Annotated in this window: 21 protein-coding genes; 12 read left to right on the top strand and 9 right to left on the bottom strand. The window is 42.0% G+C overall.

The features are described 5' to 3' along the window. Positions 1 to 23 precede the first annotated feature (23 nt). The 10 genes from acpS to GY065_RS03965 all read left to right on the top strand — a co-directional run bounded on the left by acpS (position 24) and on the right by GY065_RS03965 (position 8,714). A complete protein-coding gene (acpS, locus tag GY065_RS04010; protein WP_025330433.1) occupies positions 24 to 410 on the top strand; it encodes a holo-ACP synthase in 387 nt (128 codons plus the stop codon). Next, on the top strand, positions 407 to 1,198 hold the full coding sequence (locus GY065_RS04005; RefSeq protein ID WP_174833150.1) for an NUDIX domain-containing protein: 792 nt from the start codon (positions 407 to 409) through the stop codon (positions 1,196 to 1,198). Before acpS ends, GY065_RS04005 begins: the two co-directional genes overlap by 4 nt. A gap of 87 nt (positions 1,199 to 1,285) precedes the next feature. Further along, on the top strand, positions 1,286 to 1,726 hold the full coding sequence (locus GY065_RS04000) for a hypothetical protein (protein ID WP_078475298.1): 441 nt from the start codon (positions 1,286 to 1,288) through the stop codon (positions 1,724 to 1,726). Positions 1,727 to 1,815: 89 nt separating this feature from the next. After that, positions 1,816 to 2,121, top strand: coding sequence for an accessory factor UbiK family protein (locus GY065_RS03995; RefSeq protein WP_078475299.1), 306 nt, complete (start codon positions 1,816 to 1,818; stop codon positions 2,119 to 2,121). A gap of 11 nt (positions 2,122 to 2,132) precedes the next feature. Beyond that, positions 2,133 to 3,629, top strand: coding sequence for a YifB family Mg chelatase-like AAA ATPase (locus tag GY065_RS03990; protein ID WP_174833149.1), 1,497 nt, complete (start codon positions 2,133 to 2,135; stop codon positions 3,627 to 3,629). A 98-nt stretch (positions 3,630 to 3,727) separates the two neighbouring features. Further along, entirely contained in the window at positions 3,728 to 4,438 is a 711-nt protein-coding gene (locus GY065_RS03985) for an SPOR domain-containing protein (protein WP_174833148.1), read from the top strand. 31 nt (positions 4,439 to 4,469) lie between these two features. Further along, positions 4,470 to 5,165 carry a thiol:disulfide interchange protein DsbA/DsbL gene (locus GY065_RS03980; protein WP_174833147.1) on the top strand — a complete coding sequence of 232 codons (696 nt, stop codon included), beginning with the start codon at positions 4,470 to 4,472 and terminating at the stop codon, positions 5,163 to 5,165. Positions 5,166 to 5,263: 98 nt separating this feature from the next. Next, positions 5,264 to 6,082, top strand: coding sequence for an undecaprenyl-diphosphate phosphatase (locus GY065_RS03975; RefSeq protein ID WP_174833146.1), 819 nt, complete (start codon positions 5,264 to 5,266; stop codon positions 6,080 to 6,082). A 151-nt stretch (positions 6,083 to 6,233) separates the two neighbouring features. Then, positions 6,234 to 7,385 carry an ATP phosphoribosyltransferase regulatory subunit gene (locus tag GY065_RS03970; protein WP_100116165.1) on the top strand — a complete coding sequence of 384 codons (1,152 nt, stop codon included), beginning with the start codon at positions 6,234 to 6,236 and terminating at the stop codon, positions 7,383 to 7,385. Between the two features lie 36 nt (positions 7,386 to 7,421). Next, complete coding sequence (locus tag GY065_RS03965) at positions 7,422 to 8,714, top strand: adenylosuccinate synthase (protein ID WP_174833145.1); 1,293 nt, start codon at positions 7,422 to 7,424, stop codon at positions 8,712 to 8,714. Between the two features lie 133 nt (positions 8,715 to 8,847). Here the strand turns inward: GY065_RS03965 and GY065_RS03960 are convergent, their stop codons facing one another. Continuing rightward, positions 8,848 to 9,993 carry a D-alanyl-D-alanine carboxypeptidase family protein gene (locus GY065_RS03960; protein ID WP_244621480.1) on the bottom strand — a complete coding sequence of 382 codons (1,146 nt, stop codon included), beginning with the start codon at positions 9,991 to 9,993 and terminating at the stop codon, positions 8,848 to 8,850. A gap of 198 nt (positions 9,994 to 10,191) precedes the next feature. On the opposite strand from GY065_RS03960, the gene ilvA reads away from it, so the two are divergent. Further along, a complete protein-coding gene (ilvA, locus tag GY065_RS03955) occupies positions 10,192 to 11,724 on the top strand; it encodes a threonine ammonia-lyase, biosynthetic (protein WP_174833144.1) in 1,533 nt (510 codons plus the stop codon). A 159-nt stretch (positions 11,725 to 11,883) separates the two neighbouring features. On the opposite strand, the gene recR is transcribed toward ilvA, so the two are convergent. The 3 genes from recR to dnaX all read right to left on the bottom strand — a co-directional run bounded on the left by recR (position 11,884) and on the right by dnaX (position 15,231). Further along, positions 11,884 to 12,489, bottom strand: coding sequence for a recombination mediator RecR (recR, locus tag GY065_RS03950; RefSeq protein ID WP_174833143.1), 606 nt, complete (start codon positions 12,487 to 12,489; stop codon positions 11,884 to 11,886). Positions 12,490 to 12,873: 384 nt separating this feature from the next. After that, the gene (locus GY065_RS03945) at positions 12,874 to 13,215 is read right to left on the bottom strand and encodes a YbaB/EbfC family nucleoid-associated protein (RefSeq protein WP_025330421.1); all 342 of its coding nucleotides are present in this window, start codon (positions 13,213 to 13,215) and stop codon (positions 12,874 to 12,876) included. A 57-nt stretch (positions 13,216 to 13,272) separates the two neighbouring features. Then, positions 13,273 to 15,231, bottom strand: a complete 1,959-nt coding sequence (gene dnaX / locus GY065_RS03940) for a DNA polymerase III subunit gamma/tau (RefSeq protein WP_174833142.1) — start codon at positions 15,229 to 15,231, stop codon at positions 13,273 to 13,275. 674 nt (positions 15,232 to 15,905) lie between these two features. On the opposite strand from dnaX, the gene GY065_RS03935 reads away from it, so the two are divergent. Then, a complete protein-coding gene (locus GY065_RS03935) occupies positions 15,906 to 17,063 on the top strand; it encodes a hypothetical protein (protein ID WP_174833141.1) in 1,158 nt (385 codons plus the stop codon). A gap of 349 nt (positions 17,064 to 17,412) precedes the next feature. Here the strand turns inward: GY065_RS03935 and mltB are convergent, their stop codons facing one another. From mltB to rpsF, 5 genes are all read right to left on the bottom strand, one after another. Then, entirely contained in the window at positions 17,413 to 18,489 is a 1,077-nt protein-coding gene (mltB, locus tag GY065_RS03930) for a lytic murein transglycosylase B (protein ID WP_174833140.1), read from the bottom strand. 119 nt (positions 18,490 to 18,608) lie between these two features. After that, positions 18,609 to 19,064: a 50S ribosomal protein L9 gene (gene rplI, locus GY065_RS03925; RefSeq protein ID WP_041880712.1), complete on the bottom strand. Its 456-nt coding sequence runs from the start codon at positions 19,062 to 19,064 to the stop codon at positions 18,609 to 18,611. A gap of 15 nt (positions 19,065 to 19,079) precedes the next feature. Next, the gene (rpsR, locus tag GY065_RS03920; protein ID WP_025330416.1) at positions 19,080 to 19,310 is read right to left on the bottom strand and encodes a 30S ribosomal protein S18; all 231 of its coding nucleotides are present in this window, start codon (positions 19,308 to 19,310) and stop codon (positions 19,080 to 19,082) included. Between the two features lie 5 nt (positions 19,311 to 19,315). Further along, positions 19,316 to 19,612 carry a primosomal replication protein N gene (priB, locus tag GY065_RS03915; RefSeq protein ID WP_041880709.1) on the bottom strand — a complete coding sequence of 99 codons (297 nt, stop codon included), beginning with the start codon at positions 19,610 to 19,612 and terminating at the stop codon, positions 19,316 to 19,318. Positions 19,613 to 19,631: 19 nt separating this feature from the next. After that, a complete protein-coding gene (gene rpsF, locus GY065_RS03910) occupies positions 19,632 to 20,015 on the bottom strand; it encodes a 30S ribosomal protein S6 (RefSeq protein WP_025330414.1) in 384 nt (127 codons plus the stop codon). Positions 20,016 to 20,188: the final 173 nt, after the last annotated feature.

Genomic DNA, 20,188 nt, shown 5'->3' with positions numbered 1-20,188 from the left:
CTTTTACCAGCAAAAGGAACAACATGATTTACGGCATAGGTACAGATTTAGTTAAAATTGAGCGTATTGCCAAAATGTGTAAAACCTATGGTGCCAATGCCGTAGCCGCAAAAATGCTGTCACGGATTGAAGCACTAGAGTGGCCTTCAGCCAATCATCCTGTACAGTTTCTGGCCAAACGCTTTGCCGCTAAAGAAGCTTTTGCCAAAGCCGTCCATACCGGTCTGCGCAGTCCAGTAACCTTACGCAATATCGGAATCGGTCATAATGAACTCGGCCGGCCTGAATTTATTGTTGAAAAGCCATTAGCACAATGGCTCAAACAAAAAAACATTGGCCGTATCCATCTGAGTCTCACAGATGAAGACGACTACATAGTGGCTTTTGCTGTAGCAGAGTATGCTAAATGACGCAGGATAATCTCATCGAAGTAGTTGCCGGTGTCCTTTATAACCAGCGCGGTGAATTTCTGCTTAGTTCACGTCCAGCAGGTAAAGCATATGCGGGGTACTGGGAATTTGCAGGCGGTAAAGTAGAATCAGGGGAAAGTCCACTGGCGGCATTGCAGCGGGAATTTGCCGAAGAACTGGGCATAACCGTTAATTCAGCTACACCATGGATAAGCAAAACTCATCGTTACGAACATGCCCACGTACATTTGCAATTTTATCGCATTGCTGCCGATCAGTGGCAGGGACAACTAACTGCACGAGAACAGCAAAGCTGGAGCTGGCAGCAGCCAGGTTGTCTTACTGTTACCCCCATATTACCTGCTAATGCACCTATTCTGGCCGCATTAGCCATCCCTGCTCATATGAGCGGAAATTTAAATACAGGTTTTTATACCGCGTCAAAGCAGGAACCTGCCTTAAAAATATACCCTTACCATTCAGGAATAGCAGCAGAATCAATTATTTACACACCAGCAAATCAGCTACAGCAACTGGCGAATCTGCATCCTGTCAGCGCTATCTGGGCTATATGTCATAACAGTGAAGAGTGGCTACAGGCACAAACAGCTGCGGCGATAATCTGGCCGGTAGGCCAGCATGAAGATATTCATCTGCTGCTTCATCTGCTGCATAATCAGCCTTCCTCTGTACCCGTTATGGTTTTACAGCAAACAAACGCTCAGCTCATTGCACAGCCAGACTGGATGACACTGGGTGTTCATGGCATCATACTGGAACAACAATAATAAGTATTACCACCTCTGTGTATTCACGACCACCTGTACTGCAATTACCGGATAATTTTTCTTAATTTATATTGGTCAGCTAATCTCATGAATCAGCCCGCAAAAAAATCAACTGCTGTTATCATCGGACTACTTATTTTTATCATAGCTGTTCCGCTTATTATTGGCATAGTTTTCTGGCATAACACCCGTACCGATGCTTTGAGCACCCTCAGTAACTGTAATGTCCGCACCGGATGTATATTACCTGGAGGAGCTGTCATTCAATTTACGCCTCCGGCAGATATCACTAAACCTTTTGATATCAGCATGCGTAAAGTACCTGCTTCTGTAAAACGAATCAGCATACATTTCACCATGCGCAATATGAGTCTGGGTTTTAATCGTACCGACTTCAAACCGCAGGGACAGGGGGTATGGACAGCTTACCGTGCCGTATTGCCCGTATGTGTTGACGAACGTAATGACTTTCTTGGTGATTTAACTGTTGACGGCAAGCATTACAATATTGTGTTCACTGCACCGTAAACAGCACAGCATATAAGCATTGCATCTCAGACTGTTTCACCCGTACAATCACAGACATTGATTACCTTGCCATTAAAAGGATTCAGGTCATGATCAGCAAAAAATTTTTTGAAGACATCAGCGATAAACTCGGCGATACCATCAGTAACAGTCCCATCAAAGATATGGAAAAAAATGTTAAATCCATGCTTGGCAGTGCTTTTAACCGGATGGATTTGATTACACGTGAAGAATTCGATATTCAGCAACAGGTTTTACTAAAAACCCGGGAAAAACTGGCTGAACTGGAAAGCAGAGTGATCGCGCTGGAAGCGTTGTTAGCACAAAATAATAACAACCATGAAACCACCGATCCGGTTGCTCCGACAGATAATCATACTGATTTGTCTGACTAAGGAATTACGCCATGTCATGGGCAGTTGTTTATAGTCGTGCTCTGGCTGGCATGGCAGCACCACTTGTAGAGGTAGAAGCTCATCTGGCCAACGGCTTACCTGCATTCAGCATTGTTGGTCTGCCGGATACAGAAGTTAAAGAAAGCAGAGATCGGGTAAGAGCGGCTATTATTCAGTCCGGTTTTGACTTTCCGGCTAAAAAAATTACCGTTAATCTGGCACCCGCTGATTTACCCAAAGAATCAGGCCGGTTTGATTTACCGATAGCTATCGGCATACTGGCAGCATCCGGTCAGATTGATGGTACCAATCTGCATCAGTATGAACTGGCCGGAGAACTTGGCCTGTCCGGTCAGATCAGGCCTATCCGCGGGGCTATCGCCATGGCAGAAGCAGCCAGACAGTACCAGCGTTCATTTATTCTGCCCTCAGATAATGCTTTTCAGACTGCCCTGTTACCTGATGCGCATGTTTATGGCGCTGATACATTATTGGCAGTAGCAGCTCATCTTAATCAGGATCAACCACTTTCCCCTGTTGATGTACAACATATACAACAACAGCCTGATGAAACACACTATCCTGATATGGCCGATGTACGCGGGCAACAAACAGCTAGACTGGCACTGGAGATCGCCGCAGCCGGCGGTCACAGCATCCTCATGTCCGGACCGCCTGGAACCGGTAAATCTATGCTGGCACAACGTCTACCCGGTATCTTACCGCCACTTACAGCCAAAGAGCTCGTCAGTGTCTGGTCATTACAGTCATTGTTGCCTCACGGACGGCAAAAATACCGCCTGAACCGGCCATTTCGCTCGCCCCACCATAGTACTTCGGCTGTTGCACTGGTAGGTGGTGGCTCCGATCCCCGACCAGGTGAAATTTCACTGGCACATCATGGTATTTTATTTTTGGACGAACTGCCGGAATTCGACCGGAAAGTTCTTGAAGTTCTGCGTGAACCACTGGAAAGCGGAGAAATTCATATCTCACGCGCAGCACGTCAGGCTACTTATCCAGCTGAATTCCAGCTGATAGCAGCAATGAACCCCTGCCCTTGTGGCTATCTCGGACATCCAGTTAAACCATGTCGCTGTACGCCCGAAGCCATAAACCGTTACCGTGATAAAATTTCCGGTCCGCTGCTTGACCGTATAGACCTGATAATTGAAGTGCCTAGTTTACCTGCCAGTGATTTGCTACAGCAGGCAAACGGTGAAAACAGCAGCAGTATTCGTGAGCGTGTCAAAACAGCACGCTCGCGCCAGTATCAGCGTCAGGGTAAAATCAATGCTCAACTGAGCAACCGTGAACTGGATGATATAGCCCGAATCACCCCTGAAGCCAAACAAACCCTGGCCAGTGTGATGGAAAAATTGTCGCTGTCAGCACGCAGTTTTCATCGTATTTTACGTATTGCACGTACCTTAGCAGATATGAATGATATACATGATGTTGAAACCAGTCACATTTTACGCGCCATAAGTTTCCGCCGTGCTTTATAATATCAGCAGAACTGAAATTGATAATGTTATCTATACAGATAACTTGCGGTTCTGAACAGAATTTGCCGTATATAATGCCAAACATAAAGGCTTTTAACATGCATATGTACACACCACTTCGTCAGGCAGGTAAGGGGCTTGTCAGCTTTATAATAGGTTTGCTTCTTGCAACCTTAATCATTGCCTGTATCCTGTTCTTCCTGAATAAAAGCAAATCAGATTTTAAAAATCTTGATAATCCCGCTGCTTCTGTTCCGCCACAACCCGAAATACTTACTCCGGCCAATAGTACAACAGCATCTTCTCAAATCTTTACTCCTGATACTCCTGCGTCTTCAGGAACCACAGGTGAAACTCCGGAAACTATACCAGCTTCACAACCGGTCAATGTGGGAGGGATTGAAAATGACATTACTATTGAACACACACCGACAACACAACCACCCATACCACATAAAACACCAGAAAAAACACCCAGAAAAGCACCCCCAGTCAGTCATACAGATATAACTCCGGAACAAATTCTGAATAACGGTAGTCTTGAAAAAGCTCAGCGTGCTGCAGCAAAGCAGCATAGTGAAGACAAAGTTTTTTTACAAATCGGTTCATATAACAACCGTACTGATGCTGATGCCCAGCGTGCCAAACTAGTAATGCTGGGAATTAATAGCAGCGTACATAATGCTAAAGTGAACGGTACAATCAAATATCGTGTTCAGACTGATAAGCTGACTCGGAATCAGGCTGAGCAGATTAAACGAATTTTACAGCAGCATAACATTGACAGCCTGACCAGAACAGCATCCTGAGTCATCCGGATTTATTAAACAGGAAATTAACATGCTTAAAAAATTTATAACATCTTTGTTGGCAACACTGGCTTGTATCAGCGCTCTGGCACAAGCTGCAACAGAATCCGTAGATTACGATGTACTAAAAACACCCATTCCTCAACTGCATAAAAACAAAGTGGAAGTATTGGAATTTTTCTCCTACAGCTGTATCCACTGCTCACATCTTGAGCCATTTATGCTCAAAGAAATGAAATCTTTTGCGCCTGATACCTATCTGCGACCCGTTCATGTTGTCTGGGATGATGATGTTTATTTCAATCTTGCCCGTGTAGCTGCAGCAGTAAACAGTACCGGCATGAAATTACAGGCAGACCCGCTGATTTTTGATGCTGTTTTTAATAAACATATTGAATTATGGCAACCTGACGTATTCAATAAATGGGCAGTAAAACAGACTGCATTTGACGGTCAGAAACTGGTAAAAGCCTATAACAGTCTGGAAAACTCTGCTGCAGCAACCAGCATGCGTAAAATGGGCGAAAAATACAATATTACGTCAACACCTACTGTTATTGTAGGCGGCAAATACGTACTTAAATTTCCGCAAGGGTTTGCTGCAGGAATGAAAACAATGAATGAACTAATTGAAAAAGTACGCAATGAGAATAGCGCACATGCTGCAAGCACACGTAAACTACCCAAAAGCATAGGTGCCTCACTGGCAGCCTCTGCCAATCGATAGACTCTGGTCTTCGATCAAAACAATAGTGTGTTTAACCTTAAACACACTATTGTTTTGTATAAATTTCATGGCTTAAATACACAAATACAGTAAATAAAATGGATATTGTCTTGTTTTTAAAAGCCCTGATTCTGGGCATTGTAGAAGGTTTGACCGAATTTCTGCCTGTTTCCAGTACCGGACATCTGATAGTAGTCGGTAATCTGCTGAAATTTGAGACTACAGGTGAAGTATTCGACATTACGATACAGCTTGGTGCAATTCTTGCCATTGTTTTTGAATATAAACACCGATTTGCTCATATCATTACCCATATTGGTAAAGAACCGGCTACCAACCGTTTCGTTCTTAATCTGGCTATAGCCTTTATTCCCGCAGCCATCATGGGTTTACTGTTCAGTGAACAAATCAAGCATTATCTGTTTAATCCAATTACTGTTGCTACAGCACTTGTAATAGGCGGTTTACTGATTCTCTGGATTGAAAAACGTCAGAGCCGTACCGAACCGAAAGTTAAAACTGTTGAGGACATGCGGCCTCGCGATGCACTTATCGTCGGACTGGCGCAAATTCTGGCATTAATTCCCGGTACATCTCGTTCTGGAAGTACGATTATGGGCGGCATGCTTTGGGGGATTGAGCGCAAAGCAGCAACAGAGTTTTCTTTTTTTCTGGCCGTACCAGTAATGATTGCTGCCACCGGTTACGACATGCTTAAGCATCTGCATGAGTTTACCCGGGATGATTTATTGTTGATTGCTATTGGTTTTGTTGCCGCATTTCTTTCTGCCCTGGTAGCAGTGAAGGCTTTACTGCGCTTTGTTGCTCATAAAAATTATGTCCCTTTTGCGTGGTACCGAATTATATTTGGCGGTATCATTTTAGTTACCTGGGCTACAGGCTGGGTAAAATGGTAATCAGAATCTAATTGTCTCTGGTATAAAAACGTTAAATTGTGATAAAGTGATATTTTAAAAGACCTCAGGCACAACATTCAGCTGCCTTTCCACGTCCACGTCACACTGTTCCGTCAGGTTCAGTGTGGCTTGTATTTTGTGAGGAATCCCAATGCAGTCTTGGCAATTGCCCGAATATATTGCCGACATTCTACCTTCAGCGGCGCGCCAGCTTGAAAGCGCCAAAGAACAGCTGTTAGCACTTTATCGCGTCCATGGCTACGAACTCGTCAGCCCCCCTTTACTTGAATACAGCCAGTCTTTACTTACCCGTATTGATGAAGGGCTGTCACTAAAAACCATCCGTGTTGTCGATCAGCTTAGTGGCCGGCAACTTGGCCTGCGTGCAGATATCACACCTCAGGTTGCCCGTATAGATGCTCATCTGCTGTCAGCCAATAGCGGGATTAACCGACTGTGTTATGCCGGTCCGGTTTTACATGCACGGCCTGACGGATTTTTAAGTACCCGGGAGCCTTTACAGATCGGTGCTGAATTATATGGGTACGCGGGTATCGAAGCCGACATCGAACTTATTGATTTAATGCTCAAAAGCCTGGCCATTGTCAATGTACCCAAACCAACACTGTCACTTGGGCATATCGGTATTTTTCATACACTGGCTAATGCTGCCAGCCTGACTACACAACAGGCGGCAACTTTATTACAACTGATGCAGGCTAAAGATGCTGCCGCAGTTCAGCAGTGTGTACAACAATGGCAGCTTCCTGAGCAATGGATTAAAGCTTTCGTCGCTTTACCTGCATTATATGGAACCCAGACAGTATTGCAGACTGCCGCAGACTGTCTGCCAGACCTGCCGGAAATAAGTGAAGCATTACAGCAGCTCCGGCAAATCTGCACAGCATTTGCAAACCATAATATATTTATTGATTTAAGTGAATTGCGAGTAGACAACTACCATACCGGGTTGCTGTTTGCTGCCTATAGCGAAGACTGGCCGGACGCACTGGCACGAGGCGGACGTTATAATGGTCTGGGTAAATATTTTGGCCGTAACCGCCCTGCTTCTGGCTTTAGTTTTGATTTACGTGATTTAATCGGGCATCTGCCTCCGGTAGAAAAACTGCGCGGCATAAAAGTCAGCGTACAAGATGCCTCTGCTGCAAAAACCGAAATAGAGCAACTGCGTTCAGCCGGTGAGTGTGTCATTATTGATTACACTCCCGAATGTAACGATATCAGAGGATGCGACCGCCAGCTGGTATGGCAAAACCAGCAATGGCAGCTGATTCCTTTGTAGCAATAATTAACCCTTAGTATGAGCAGGTAAAACCATATGGCAAAAAACGTCGTTGTTGTCGGCACCCAGTGGGGTGATGAAGGCAAAGGTAAAATTGTAGACTGGCTGACTGAACGTGCCTCCGGCGTGGTACGTTATCAGGGCGGACATAATGCAGGGCATACTCTGGTGGTCAATGGCAAAAAAACTGTTTTGCGCCTGATTCCCAGTGGTATTTTACATACAGGTAAACGTTGTTTTATCGGTTCTGGTGTTGTCGTATCACCAGAAGCCCTGCTTAGCGAAATGGCTGAATTACAGCAGGCGGGTATTGATGTAACCAAACAATTAACCATTGCACCGACCTGTCCCTTAATTCTCCCCTATCATATCGCTCTGGATCATGCTCGTGAAGCAGCTAAAGGCGATAAGAAAATCGGCACGACCGGTCGTGGTATCGGACCTGCATATGAAGACAAGATTGCCCGGCGTGCAGTTCGTATTATGGATTTATTTCAGCCTGATGTTTTACAGCAGAAAATTAAAGATGCAGTAGCTATTTATAACTGCCAGCTTACCGGCCTGTATGGTCAGGAAGCACTTGATGCTGAAAAAATTTACCAACAGACTCTGGAACTGGCCGATCAGATAAAACCAATGGTCGGAGATGTTTCCCGTGAACTGAACGACATGAATGCCCGTGGTGAATCCTTGCTGTTTGAAGGTGCTCAGGGTACTTTCCTTGATATTGATTACGGTACCTATCCTTTCGTTACCTCCTCTAACTGTATTGCCGGAGCGGCAGCTGTTGGTTCTGGTGTAGGACCGACTAAAATTGATTACGTACTGGGTATTGTCAAAGCTTACACAACACGAGTTGGTTCCGGACCATTCCCGACCGAACTTTTCGATAGCGTGGGTGAAGGTCTGGCAGAACGCGGCAATGAATTTGGTGCAGTAACCGGACGTCCGCGCCGCTGCGGCTGGTTTGATGCTGCTCTGATGAAACGGTCTATCCAAGTAAATGGTATTTCCGGCTTATGTTTAACTAAACTGGACGTTATGGACGGCATGGATAGCATTAATATTTGTGTCGGTTATGATTATAACGGGCAAAAAATAGATATTTTGCCTTGTGGTTCCGACGCCGTTTCTGCCTGTACACCTATTTATGAAACAATGCCAGGCTGGCAGGAAAGCACTTTTGGTCTGAAATCATACGACGCACTACCAGACAATGCTAAAGCCTATCTGAAACGTATTGAAGAAATTTGCGGTGCTCCGATTGCCATGATTTCTACCGGTCCTGATCGAGAAGAAACCATTCTGCTCCGTCATCCATATGAATAACTGAAATTAAAAATAAACCCATCAGCTGATGGGTTTATTTTTTAAAACAAATCAATCAATTCAGCACATATTACCGTTAAACTGATTAATTAGTCGCTTAGATAAATGCTTATCTCTCAAAAAGCAGCCGGCTTTATCGGTTAAAAAGGTTATGCCACCACATGGCGATACCATCCAGCCAGCGACCAAACCCGCTTGCTTCGCCCACATTTTCCAGTGCCACAACATTCTGTCGGGCAATTTCCTGTTTACCTGACAGCAATTTTAAAGTTCCGATATTCTGGCCTTTGTACACCGGAGCTACCACTGGTTGAACAGACTCCAGCTCTACAGATAATTGTTTAGCACTACCAGAAGGTAAAGTGACATAAGCATCACCTAAAAAACCTGCTGCTACTTTCCTGTGTGCACCTTTATAAACAGTAATATCACTTACTTTATGTCCGGCCGGATATAATCTGACCGTATTAAAATTAGTCAGAGCCCAGCTTAATAATTTACTTCCCTCTGCCGCTCTGGCCTCACTACTGTCAGCTCCTACCAGTACAACTACAATTTTGCGTTCATTGCGTTTACTGCTTACAACTAGATTGTAACCACCATGTATAGTGTAGCCTACTGCCAGACCATCTACCTGATCATCTCTGAATAGGAGCAAATTACGGTTTAACTGAGTAACACCATTATAAGCAAAAGATTTTTTAGCAAACCAGCTCTGATATTGCGGAAAATCGCGCACCAAAGCCTGAGCCAGCAGCAGCAGATCCCCCACACTGCTATATTGTCCCTCTGCCGGTAATCCGGTGCAATTGACAAAATTGGTATTTGTCAGTCCCATTTTTTGCGCCTCAGCATTCATCTTGCGCACAAATGCTTTTTCGTTTCCGCTCACAGCCTCAGCCAGCGTAATTGCTGCATCGTTAGCTGAGATAACCAGCATACCCTGCACAACGGTTTCCACATTTACCGGAACACCCTGCTGTAAAAACATCCGGCTACCGTCTGCCTGCCAGCCGGTAGCGGAAACTTTTAGCGGTTGCTGCGCTTTCAGTTTACCCGTATGCAAAGCATCTAATACCAGATAAGCTGTCATTAGCTTTGTCAGTGCAGCAGGTTCAATCCGGGCATCTTTATCATGGCTAGCCAGAACTGTACCACTTTGCTGATCTGCCACTGCATATGCAGCAGCATTAATTTCAGGCATAGTTACAGCATGTGCCGGTAGCAAAACACTCATCAGCATAGTTGTAATGAGCCAGCGAAAAAAATTTCTCATCATTTCTATTATCAAATTTAAATCTGAATTAACCGCGATTAACTACTTCCATAACCGCTTATTATAAACAGTAGTCTGCACAAGAGAAGCAATATTGGCAAATTTACTTGCATAAAAAAAACAGCCGCGTTATCGTTAATTTTTGATTAATTCAGTTAAACAGATAATCTGCAAAATAAAATCAGTTTTTCATTCTACATTATGAACAATCACACAAACTACCTTACCCGCATTCTTACTGCCGCAGTATATGATGTGGCCATTGAAACACCCTTGGATTATGCTGCTAATCTGTCAGATCGACTGAACAATCACATCTGGCTGAAACGGGAAGATTTACAACCTGTATTCTCTTTCAAAATCCGCGGGGCCTATAACAAAATGGCCAAACTAGATAAAAATGCCCTGAAAAAAGGTGTCATCACGGCCTCGGCCGGCAACCATGCTCAGGGCGTAGCACTTTCAGCACAAAAACTGGGGTGTGAAGCAACTATCGTTATGCCACAAACCACACCACAAATTAAAATCGATGCTGTAAAAAAACGCGGTGGCAAAGTAGTACTGGCTGGTGAGTCCTATAATGATGCCTACAACCATGCTATGCAACTGGTTGCCGAAAGTGGCCTCACATATATTCCACCGTTTGATGATCCGGATGTCATTGCCGGACAGGGTACCATCGGTATGGAAATATTACGCCAGCATCCGAAACCTATTGATGCTGTATTTGTTGCTATTGGTGGCGGCGGGTTGGCTGCAGGAATGGCGGCGTACATTAAAAATGTACGTCCGGAGGTCAAAGTAATCGGCGTAGAAACTGAAGATGCCTGTGCTATGAAGCAATCTATTGCTGCCGGCAAACGCATAGAACTTAAAGAAGTAGGTCTGTTTGCGGATGGTACTGCAGTTAAACTGGTGGGTGAAGAAACATTCACACTATGCAAAGACTTACTGGATGACATTATTATTGTAGATACCGATAGTATTTGTGCTGCAATTAAAGACATTTTCGATGATACCCGCAGTATTACGGAAACCTCCGGTGCACTGGCTCTTGCCGGATTAAAAGCCTATATCGCCCGGAATCAATGTCAGCATCAAAATCTAATCGCAGTAACCAGCGGTGCAAATATGAATTTCCATCAACTGCGCCACGTCTCTGAACGCTGTGAACTGACAGAGGGACATGAAGGGATTTTTGCGGTAACCATCCCGGAAAAACCTGGTAGCTTTCGTCTTTTCATTGATTTAATCGGTAATAGAAATATTACCGAATTCAATTATCGCTATGGTGATGATCAGAAAGCTCATATATTTGTTGGTATTCAAAGCAATGATACTGCTGATTTACAGACTATCGTACAGGAACTGAACAACAATGGTTTGCCAGCTCTGGATCTCACTCATAACGAAATGGCCAAACTGCATATCCGGTATATGGTCGGTGGTCGTACCAGCAAAGTTGCTAATGAACGTCTGATTAGTTTTGAATTTCCTGAGCGACCGGGTGCCCTGAGACGTTTTCTGATACATATGCAATCCGACTGGAACATTACTTTGTTTCATTATCGCAATCACGGAGCCGATTTCGGCCGCGTACTGGTTGGTTTGAATATTCCCCCGGCTGATGCAGAAAAATTCCATGCATTTCTGGATAATGTGGGTTATATCTATCAGGAACAAACTCACAATGCCGCTTATCAGCTATTTCTGAGCGAATCCGCCACCGCCTGATAATAATCAGAAATACAACCACAAAATAACAGACAGAGTAATTACTAAAATTACTCTGTCTGATTTTTTAAATGAATCTCTAACTGGCTTAATCTTTCCTAGTGATATTTTTATTCTCCATTCTGCCATTAAGCCGATTTTATCTGTAAATTATACTGTTTACTTTACATTACGGCGTTCATAAACAGCCTGAGCCAGAGTACCCGCATCTATGTATTCCAGTTCTGCTCCGAGTGGCATACCTCGCGCCAGACGCGTAACTTTTGCCGGAAACTCAGCCAGTAATTGTGCCAGCACATACGCAGTAGCATCTCCTTCAGCAGTAAAATTGGTAGCAATAATAATCTCATCTACTTCATGATGCTGTAATCGCGTTACCAGTTTATCCAAAGCAATGGCCTGCAAATCTGCTCCCTGAGCAGGATTAACCTGTCCCATCAATACAAAATACATACCATCATGGCAATGTGCTGATTCCATACTGGCTACATCCACCGGCATTTGTACTATCATTAATCGCCTGGTGTCACGCTGCTCATCAGAACAAATTGCACACAATTCACCTTCACAGAAAGTATTACATAAACGACAATGCTGTACCTGTAATAAAGCAGCTTGAATTGCTTCCACCAGCTCTTCTGCGCCCTGACGCTGGTGCTGTAATAATTCATATGCCATGCGCTGCGCTGTTTTAGGGCCAACATTAGGCAATACTTTTAATGCATTGGTTAAGCGGCTAAATGCATCCACTTGTTTTGTACTCATTCTTTACCTGTAACAAACTCTTAAGTCATACATAAAACCAGCCCGTTTTCACTAATTGACTACCCGGATCTATTCCATAAAAACTATAGACTATTTTATATAGCTCTCATGTAATTAAACTCTCATCAAGCCGGAAGAAACGGAACTGGCTTCACCAACTCAGACCAAATATCTTCACCTTACCCAACCTGACATTTGTATACCATGTAAGATTACCATCAGACTAATCCGGATCACTTATCATCCTGACTTCTGAACTTCAATATAACATTTTATCTGCTTAGTTTCATAACTAAGCAGAAAACAATGGTTTTAATGATAACAACTTAAACTAAAAACAATAAAAAAGGGTAACGTAACCGTTACCCTTTTTTATTGGCATAATTATTTAAATAAATCTCCCATACCGGCTGGTAAATTCATACCCTGAGTAAACTGACTCATACGTTCTGAAGAAGTTGATTCAGCTTTACGTACGGCATCGTTAACCGCTGCTGCAATCAAATCTTCCAGCATCTCTTTGTCATCAGCAGCATCTGCAAGCAAACTGTCATCAATATGGATACGTTTTACTCCATAGTGACAATTCATGGTTACCTTAACCATACCAGCCCCAGATTCACCTTCCACCTCTACATTAGCCAGATCAGCCTGCGCCTTTTTCATACGTTCCTGCATCTGTTGCGCCTGCTTCATCAAACCACCCAAACCTGCTTTTCCAAACATAATATCTTCCTTACACGTCAATTAAATAGAGAGAAAAAATTAAACAAATAATGGCAATTATTCTTTATCCAGATGTAAACTTTCCGGTATCCATTCTGCATTAAAAGTTTCCATCAGCATCTTTACAGCGGGCTGCGCTTCTAACACTGTCTTTGCCTGCTGTTGTTGTTCTGCATGTAATCGCTGCTGACGCATTTGCGGTGTTTCCGGCATACTCTGCTCCTGCCAGCTACAGGTATGCAGATGTATCGGCCGTTGATAAACTTCTGACAACGATTCAGCTAGCCGGTTTAATAACTCACGATTGGCTGTCGGCTCACCCTGCTCAGCCAGAGCAATAGTTAAATCACCACTATTTTCATCATAAGCAACAATCGCCGTATGCTGACTGAACAACTGTACTGCACCGAGACGATGTGCCAGCAAAGTTAAAATTTCCGGCCAGTTCTCTGCCGTCAAAGGCGGAAAATCATTTTTTACCAGAGATAAATTCTGATCATCTCTGGGTTTTTCTGCGGATATATCCGTATCTTCATCATACTTTTCTGCCGCGTTTGCATTGACTGATTCTACAGACTCAAACACACTCACAGCCTCGTAGGATAAGTCATCAACACCTGTTTCCCAGGGTGGCGGAGGCTCATCGCTAATCGTTACAAACTGAGGTTCCTGCAAAGCAGGTGAAGAATCATTTAATATCTTGCTATCAGCAGCTGTTATCGACGACGATTTTTTTTCGATTATTTCAGTTTCTAATGTTACCGGTACTTCAGTAGTTGCATCAGATGCTGTCTCTGACAGTGCTTCAGATACTGAAGCTGGACTATTTTCTTCAGAAACAGTTGGTATATTATCCATCTGCTTATTGTTTACTGGCACATCATGCAACTGTGTACCGTCGATTTGTCCATGCAAACGTTGTCTATTCAGTGCAGCCAGAGGTGCAAATGCAAGCATCCGCAATAGGGTCATGACAAACCCGGCTTTCTCATCCGGAGCAAGCGGCAAATCTGCCTTACCTCGTAATACACACTGATAATATAATTGAATCTGCTCTCCTGAAAACAAACCCGCAAAACGAGTTAAAGCCGCATACTCAGGATCATCAACGCCGACTGCCGGAACAGATTGCAGTATTGTTAATCGCTGTAATAACAGAGCCAGCTCAGTTAACGCACTATCAAATCCTACCGCGCAACTGGCCATTTCCTCCGCTTTAGCCAGTAATGCCTGACCATCCCGTACAGCCAAGGCTTCCAAAAGCGCATACAAATAACTTTTATCAACCGCACCAATCATATTCCGCACATCAGATTCAGTCACCTTTCCTGAACCAATGGCAATAGCCTGATCAAGCAGGCTGAGTGCATCACGCATTGAGCCGGCAGCAGCCCGGCCTAACAGCCATAATGCCGGATCTTCATAAACAATATGTTCCTGCTGTAATACATAAACCAGATGATCATGTACCTGAGTACTATTCAGATTGCGCAAGACAAATTGCAAACACCGGCTTAAAACCGTAATCGGTACTTTCTGCGGATCTGTTGTCGCCAGAATAAATTTTACATGTTCAGGCGGCTCTTCTAAAGTTTTGAGCATGGCATTAAAAGCACTTTTCGACAACATGTGCACTTCGTCGATGATATAGACTTTATACTGCCCCATAGTTGGCGCATATTGTGCGTTTTCGAGTACTTCGCGGATATTATCAATTCCTGTATTGGAAGCAGCATCAATTTCCAGCACATCAACAAAACGGCCGGCATCAATCTGGCGACAAGAATCACATTGGTTACATGGCTCACCATGTTCAGTATGCTGGCAATTCAGGCTTTTGGCCAGAATACGGGCAATGGTGGTTTTACCTACACCGCGAGTCCCCGTAAGCATATAAGCATGATGCAAACGTCCTTTATCAAGCGCATTTAACAATGCCCTGACTACATGCTCCTGTCCTACTAAATCGGCAAACTTTTTTGGTCGCCATTTTCGTGCCAATACTTGATAAGTCATAACCATCCGCAACTGCCAGCCACAGCAAAACTTAAAGGCAAAATAAATCTTGTTCAGCGCAATCTAAACAAGCACTTTATTGTAACCAAAAACCAGCATAAAAGGTTATACCGAAGCCACAAACTAGGTGAAACAATCAGATGAAACAACCTCAACTTGCTTTAACATCTGTTGTTATTACTTTAAATAGTTAAGATTGCAGAATATATATTTAATATGCTTAAATCATCAATAATAAATTAAAGTACAAATATTTTACACAAATCGTTCTTAGTAAATATAACTACACGAAAATAAAAACAAAAAGAAATAAAAAGTCATTTGCTACATGAAAAAACTATCTGAATACATGTAACCACACACTTAGTCTGTATGCTTAATTATAAACCAATCTTAATTTATGAAATATATAACATTACTTGAGCAGCCTCGTTTAACAATCACATTATTCCAATATTAAATATTTTTACTCTTAATCTAAGCATTTGGATGAGTAAAAATTACCAGAGATTTATTTATCCTTGTCAAAAGAGTTTGTAATTACAAATTAACCTACCAATAATTTGATATAAATACACAATATATCAATATTATTTGTTTTAAATAAAATAATTAATTTATATTAATAACAGGGTCAATATAATTTTAAAAAGATATTTTTAATGAGCCTGTACATGGATCATCCTTATTATCATACTGATAGTTATGTTTTTGTATGGATATTTATACTGCCTTTTTTCTACATCGTTTTTCTTCCTACCCTGATAATTGTTTATGGAAAAATTTATAAATTTATCAAAATAGGCTTTGCCATTATTATTGCCGGATGGTTAGTTTTCAGCCTGATATTTGCTGACATCTATATTTTTTTATTTTCAATAACAGGAGCACTTTTTCCAGTTATTCTTCGCTACTGTCAATCCTTCACCGCTCGTTTTCAAGGCATTAAGCAAAAATTTTATTCTGTTATTGTTTATATTGTTTTGCCATTCTTATGTACCTTTTTCTGGCCAGCCTATCTTGTCGCTCCGCCGTTAATAGAATACTTGCAAAACCGTCCAGACAGTGAATGCAAACAAAATGGCCGATTAGTGGCTTTATCAGAAGATATTAACTTACGTATTTACCCGATCTCCAAATATCCATCATTTTGGATTAGAAGCCTTGCTCCTAAGTTAGAAGATTATATTTTTAATACTGCTCAAAAGAATTTTTGCAGGCAGTTTTCAGCTTCTCAACCAACTTTAATCGACTCCATTGGTAAAATAAATATTGATTTAAATACTTTATGCCAACATCCAGTTTCAAAAAAAATGGCCGGCTATTGTGAAAATCCGGCAACCAGACAAATAAAATTTGAATGGCTTGAATTCGAACTGATAAAAAAAGATAAGAATACTAAAAGTCCCTGGCAACAATTTCAACATGATCTGGATAATAAATATATTTATACTAAAGAAGAAAAAATAAATTATGAAATAGTGAATCATCACACTGAATTGATTGAAAATTTAAAATTTGATAATCAAGTACAAATGTTTAAGTTTTTTGATCACTACTATAATGTCATAACCGTTCCCAATCCCGGTTGGTTACCATCTGTAACGGAACCTCTTGTTATTAATTGCCCGACTGATTATGATTTAAAATGCTATATAACTCATGATTTTACTAATAATTGGGAAGTTTCCTACTTATACTCTTTTACAATTAATTATAAGAATAATCCTGATAATGATGATCAAAATTCTATCAATCAAAAATTAGATGCAGCTAAACTGGCTTATCAGATTATAGAAAGTGTTATCGAGGAAATGCAGGTAAATCACTAGCTTACTCATTATCTAATAAACACAAATAGCCATATTTAGATAAAATTTTAAATCAGCGTTATCGGCAATGAAAGATAAAAACTTAATTGAACACATAAACTAATATTAATAGCTTCTACTATAACTAATTTAATAATCATTAATCAAACATTTATCCTCATTTCAATGATAAATCTGACTATGGTTTAATTGAATATCCTGCAATATTAATACAGGTAAAAATTACACCAGATTAGTTTCATCTTTATTTAAATTTTTTAATAATTATTTTAATCAATTACTATTTTCCATAGCAAAATAAAAGCCATCTGTATAACAAGATGGCTGATGATTGCAAATGAATACTCATTTATAAATTAGCATTGGCATCTGCCAAATTATTCGCAATCTGACGAACGGCAGCCACATAATGCCGGCTATGGTTATATTGCCAGATAGTGTAGAAATTATTCAGACCAAACCAGTAATCATATTCGCCGGGAGATCTTTCCAGACGATATAAAATACCCTTTTCCTGATCTTTAATCTGCGCGGGAATGATTACGCCTAACTGACGCAACTGACCTGCGGTGTATTTAAGCGAAGTAGGCTCATCAATGATTTGCTGTAATCGCGGTGTTGGCTGCATATTTACCGGAACAGCAATAGGCGCTCCAGACTGCCAGCCATGCTGTTTCATATAATTGGCCACTGAGGCCAGTGTATCACCAGAATTACGCCAGATATCCCGATGTCCGTCACCATCCCAGTCAACGGCAAACTGGCGAAAACTGGATGGCATGAACTGTGGCATACCCATCGCCCCGGCAAAGCTGCCCTTAAAGCTTAATGGATCCTGCTTTTCTTCATAAGCCAGTTGCAAAAATTCAGATAGCTCACGCTGAAAATATTCAGCCCGCCGCGGATAGTGATAGCCCAATGTTGTCAGTGCATCAGCAACCCGATATGAGCCCATAGTACTGCCGTAATTGGTTTCAATCCCGACAATCGCCACCAGTAATTGCGGTGCTACTCCATAACGTTTCGATACTGCCTGAATTATTCCGGTATTATTTTTCCAGAAGATATTTCCGGTATTAATACGAACATTATTGGCATTATTCTGTGCAAATGTATACCACGGTAAAGATGTTCCCGGTTTATCCATACCACGAACAATACTTGGCCGGTAACTTACCTGCCGGAAAAAATTTTCCAGTTGATCCCTGCTGTATTGTCCCCGCTTAACTTCAGAATCAATAAAACGATTTACATCATTACGTTTCAGTAAATCTATTCCACTGTCCGTCAAAGCAAACACTTTATTATCAGCTGGTGACGATACACTGGTTGTAGCAGTAGGCTGAAGTGGTTTTTCGTGAATTGGATGGGTACTTTGACAAGCAGACAGAAACAAAGCTGCACTTATTATCCTGACTAATTTCATTATTATGGTTCCTAGCATATGCTTCATGCACATTTTAAACTAATTTTACCATCAATAACAAAAAAGCTGTCCGGATTAATCCGGACAGCTTATACTTTCCTGATGTGTGTCAGTTATATTTATTCTGCAGCAGCCACAACAGTTACTGTGATAGCAGCAACAGCATCACTATGCAGAGCTACTTCGATTTCATATTCACCAATGGCTTTCAAAGGACCATTAGGCAGACGCACATTAGCTTTAACTACTTCAACACCAATAGCAGCTTTAATAGCTTCTGCAATATCATGAGTCGTTACAGAACCAAACAGACGACCATCAACACCGGCTTTTTGCGCTACACTGATATTCTGACCATCCAGTTTCAGTTTACGTGCTTCAGCATCAGCAAGAACAGCAGCCTGATGTGCTTCATATTCAGCACGTTTTTCCTCAAAAGCAGCCAGATTGGCAGCATTGGCACGCTGAGCCTTACCCTGAGGAATCAGAAAGTTACGGGCATAGCCGTTTTTTACATTAACCAGATCACCCAGATTGCCCAGGCCACCGACTTTTTCTAACAAAATAATCTGCATAATAACTCTTCCTTATTATTTATGTTGATCGGTGTAAGGCAGCAAAGCCAGAAAACGGGCACGTTTTACCGCTGTAGACAGCTGACGCTGGTAATGTGCTTTGGTTCCGGTAATGCGTGCCGGAATGATTTTACCATTTTCAGTAATAAAATCTTTTAACAAATCAACTGCTTTATAGTCTACCTGTTTGATACCTTCCGCAGTAAAGCGGCAAAATTTTCTACGTTTGAATGATTGACGAGCCATGTCGTTTAACCTTTATATTCACGAATTTGTTGGATATGCAGTACCGGACGAGAATGGTATATACCTTTCTGGCTGAGAAATCCGCTGACTTCAACCATATTTCCCGGCAGATACGACCAGTTTTCAGCTAAATCACCCAGTGCTTTCGCCTGAATTTCCACTTTTGCCAAATACTGCTGCTGCAATTCCGTTTGCCATGACTCATGGGTAAGCCACATGGTCAGAACCGGCAAACCGGCAGGCGTATAGCGTAAATTGTCTAGACTTTTAATCTGTGCACACAGGCATATTTGATTCAGCAAACCGGCCTCAGTAAATTAATCAGGCTTCAGCTGCTTCTTCTGAAGCAGTTTCAGTGCTGTTACCGGCTAACAGATTTTTAGACTTCTCGTCTTTCATCATCGGAGAAGCTTCAGTTACTGCTGCGTCCATTTTTACAGTCAGATGACGCAATACAGCATCATTAAAACGGAATGCTGTTTCAATTTCGTCAATCACTTCAGGTGTGGTTTCAATATTCATTAACACATAGTGTGCTTTATGAATTTTATTGATCGGGTAAGCCAGCTGACGGCGGCCCCAGTCTTCCAGACGGTGAATTTTACCGTTAGCTTCGGTAATCATGGTTTTGTAACGTTCAACCATAGCACCGACCTGTTCGCTTTGATCCGGATGGACAATGAACACGATTTCATAATGACGCATGAGTACTCCTTGTGGCTAATCGATCCCTTTACCATGCGAAGGTGCAAAGGGCAAGGTTGGAAAACCTGCTATTATAAGCATCTTTGTATCCGGAATCAAATAATTAGCAACTTGACTGAACGGATTTATTTAAATCAATATAAATATTTGTTTTATTAAATTATTTTAAATCA

Source organism: Snodgrassella sp. ESL0323 (genome assembly GCF_013346865.1).
In the GTDB taxonomy this organism is placed as follows: Bacteria; Pseudomonadota; Gammaproteobacteria; order Burkholderiales; family Neisseriaceae; genus Snodgrassella; species Snodgrassella alvi.
Note: the sequence above shows the minus strand (reverse complement) of the source record. Positions and strands in the feature narration are given on the sequence as shown.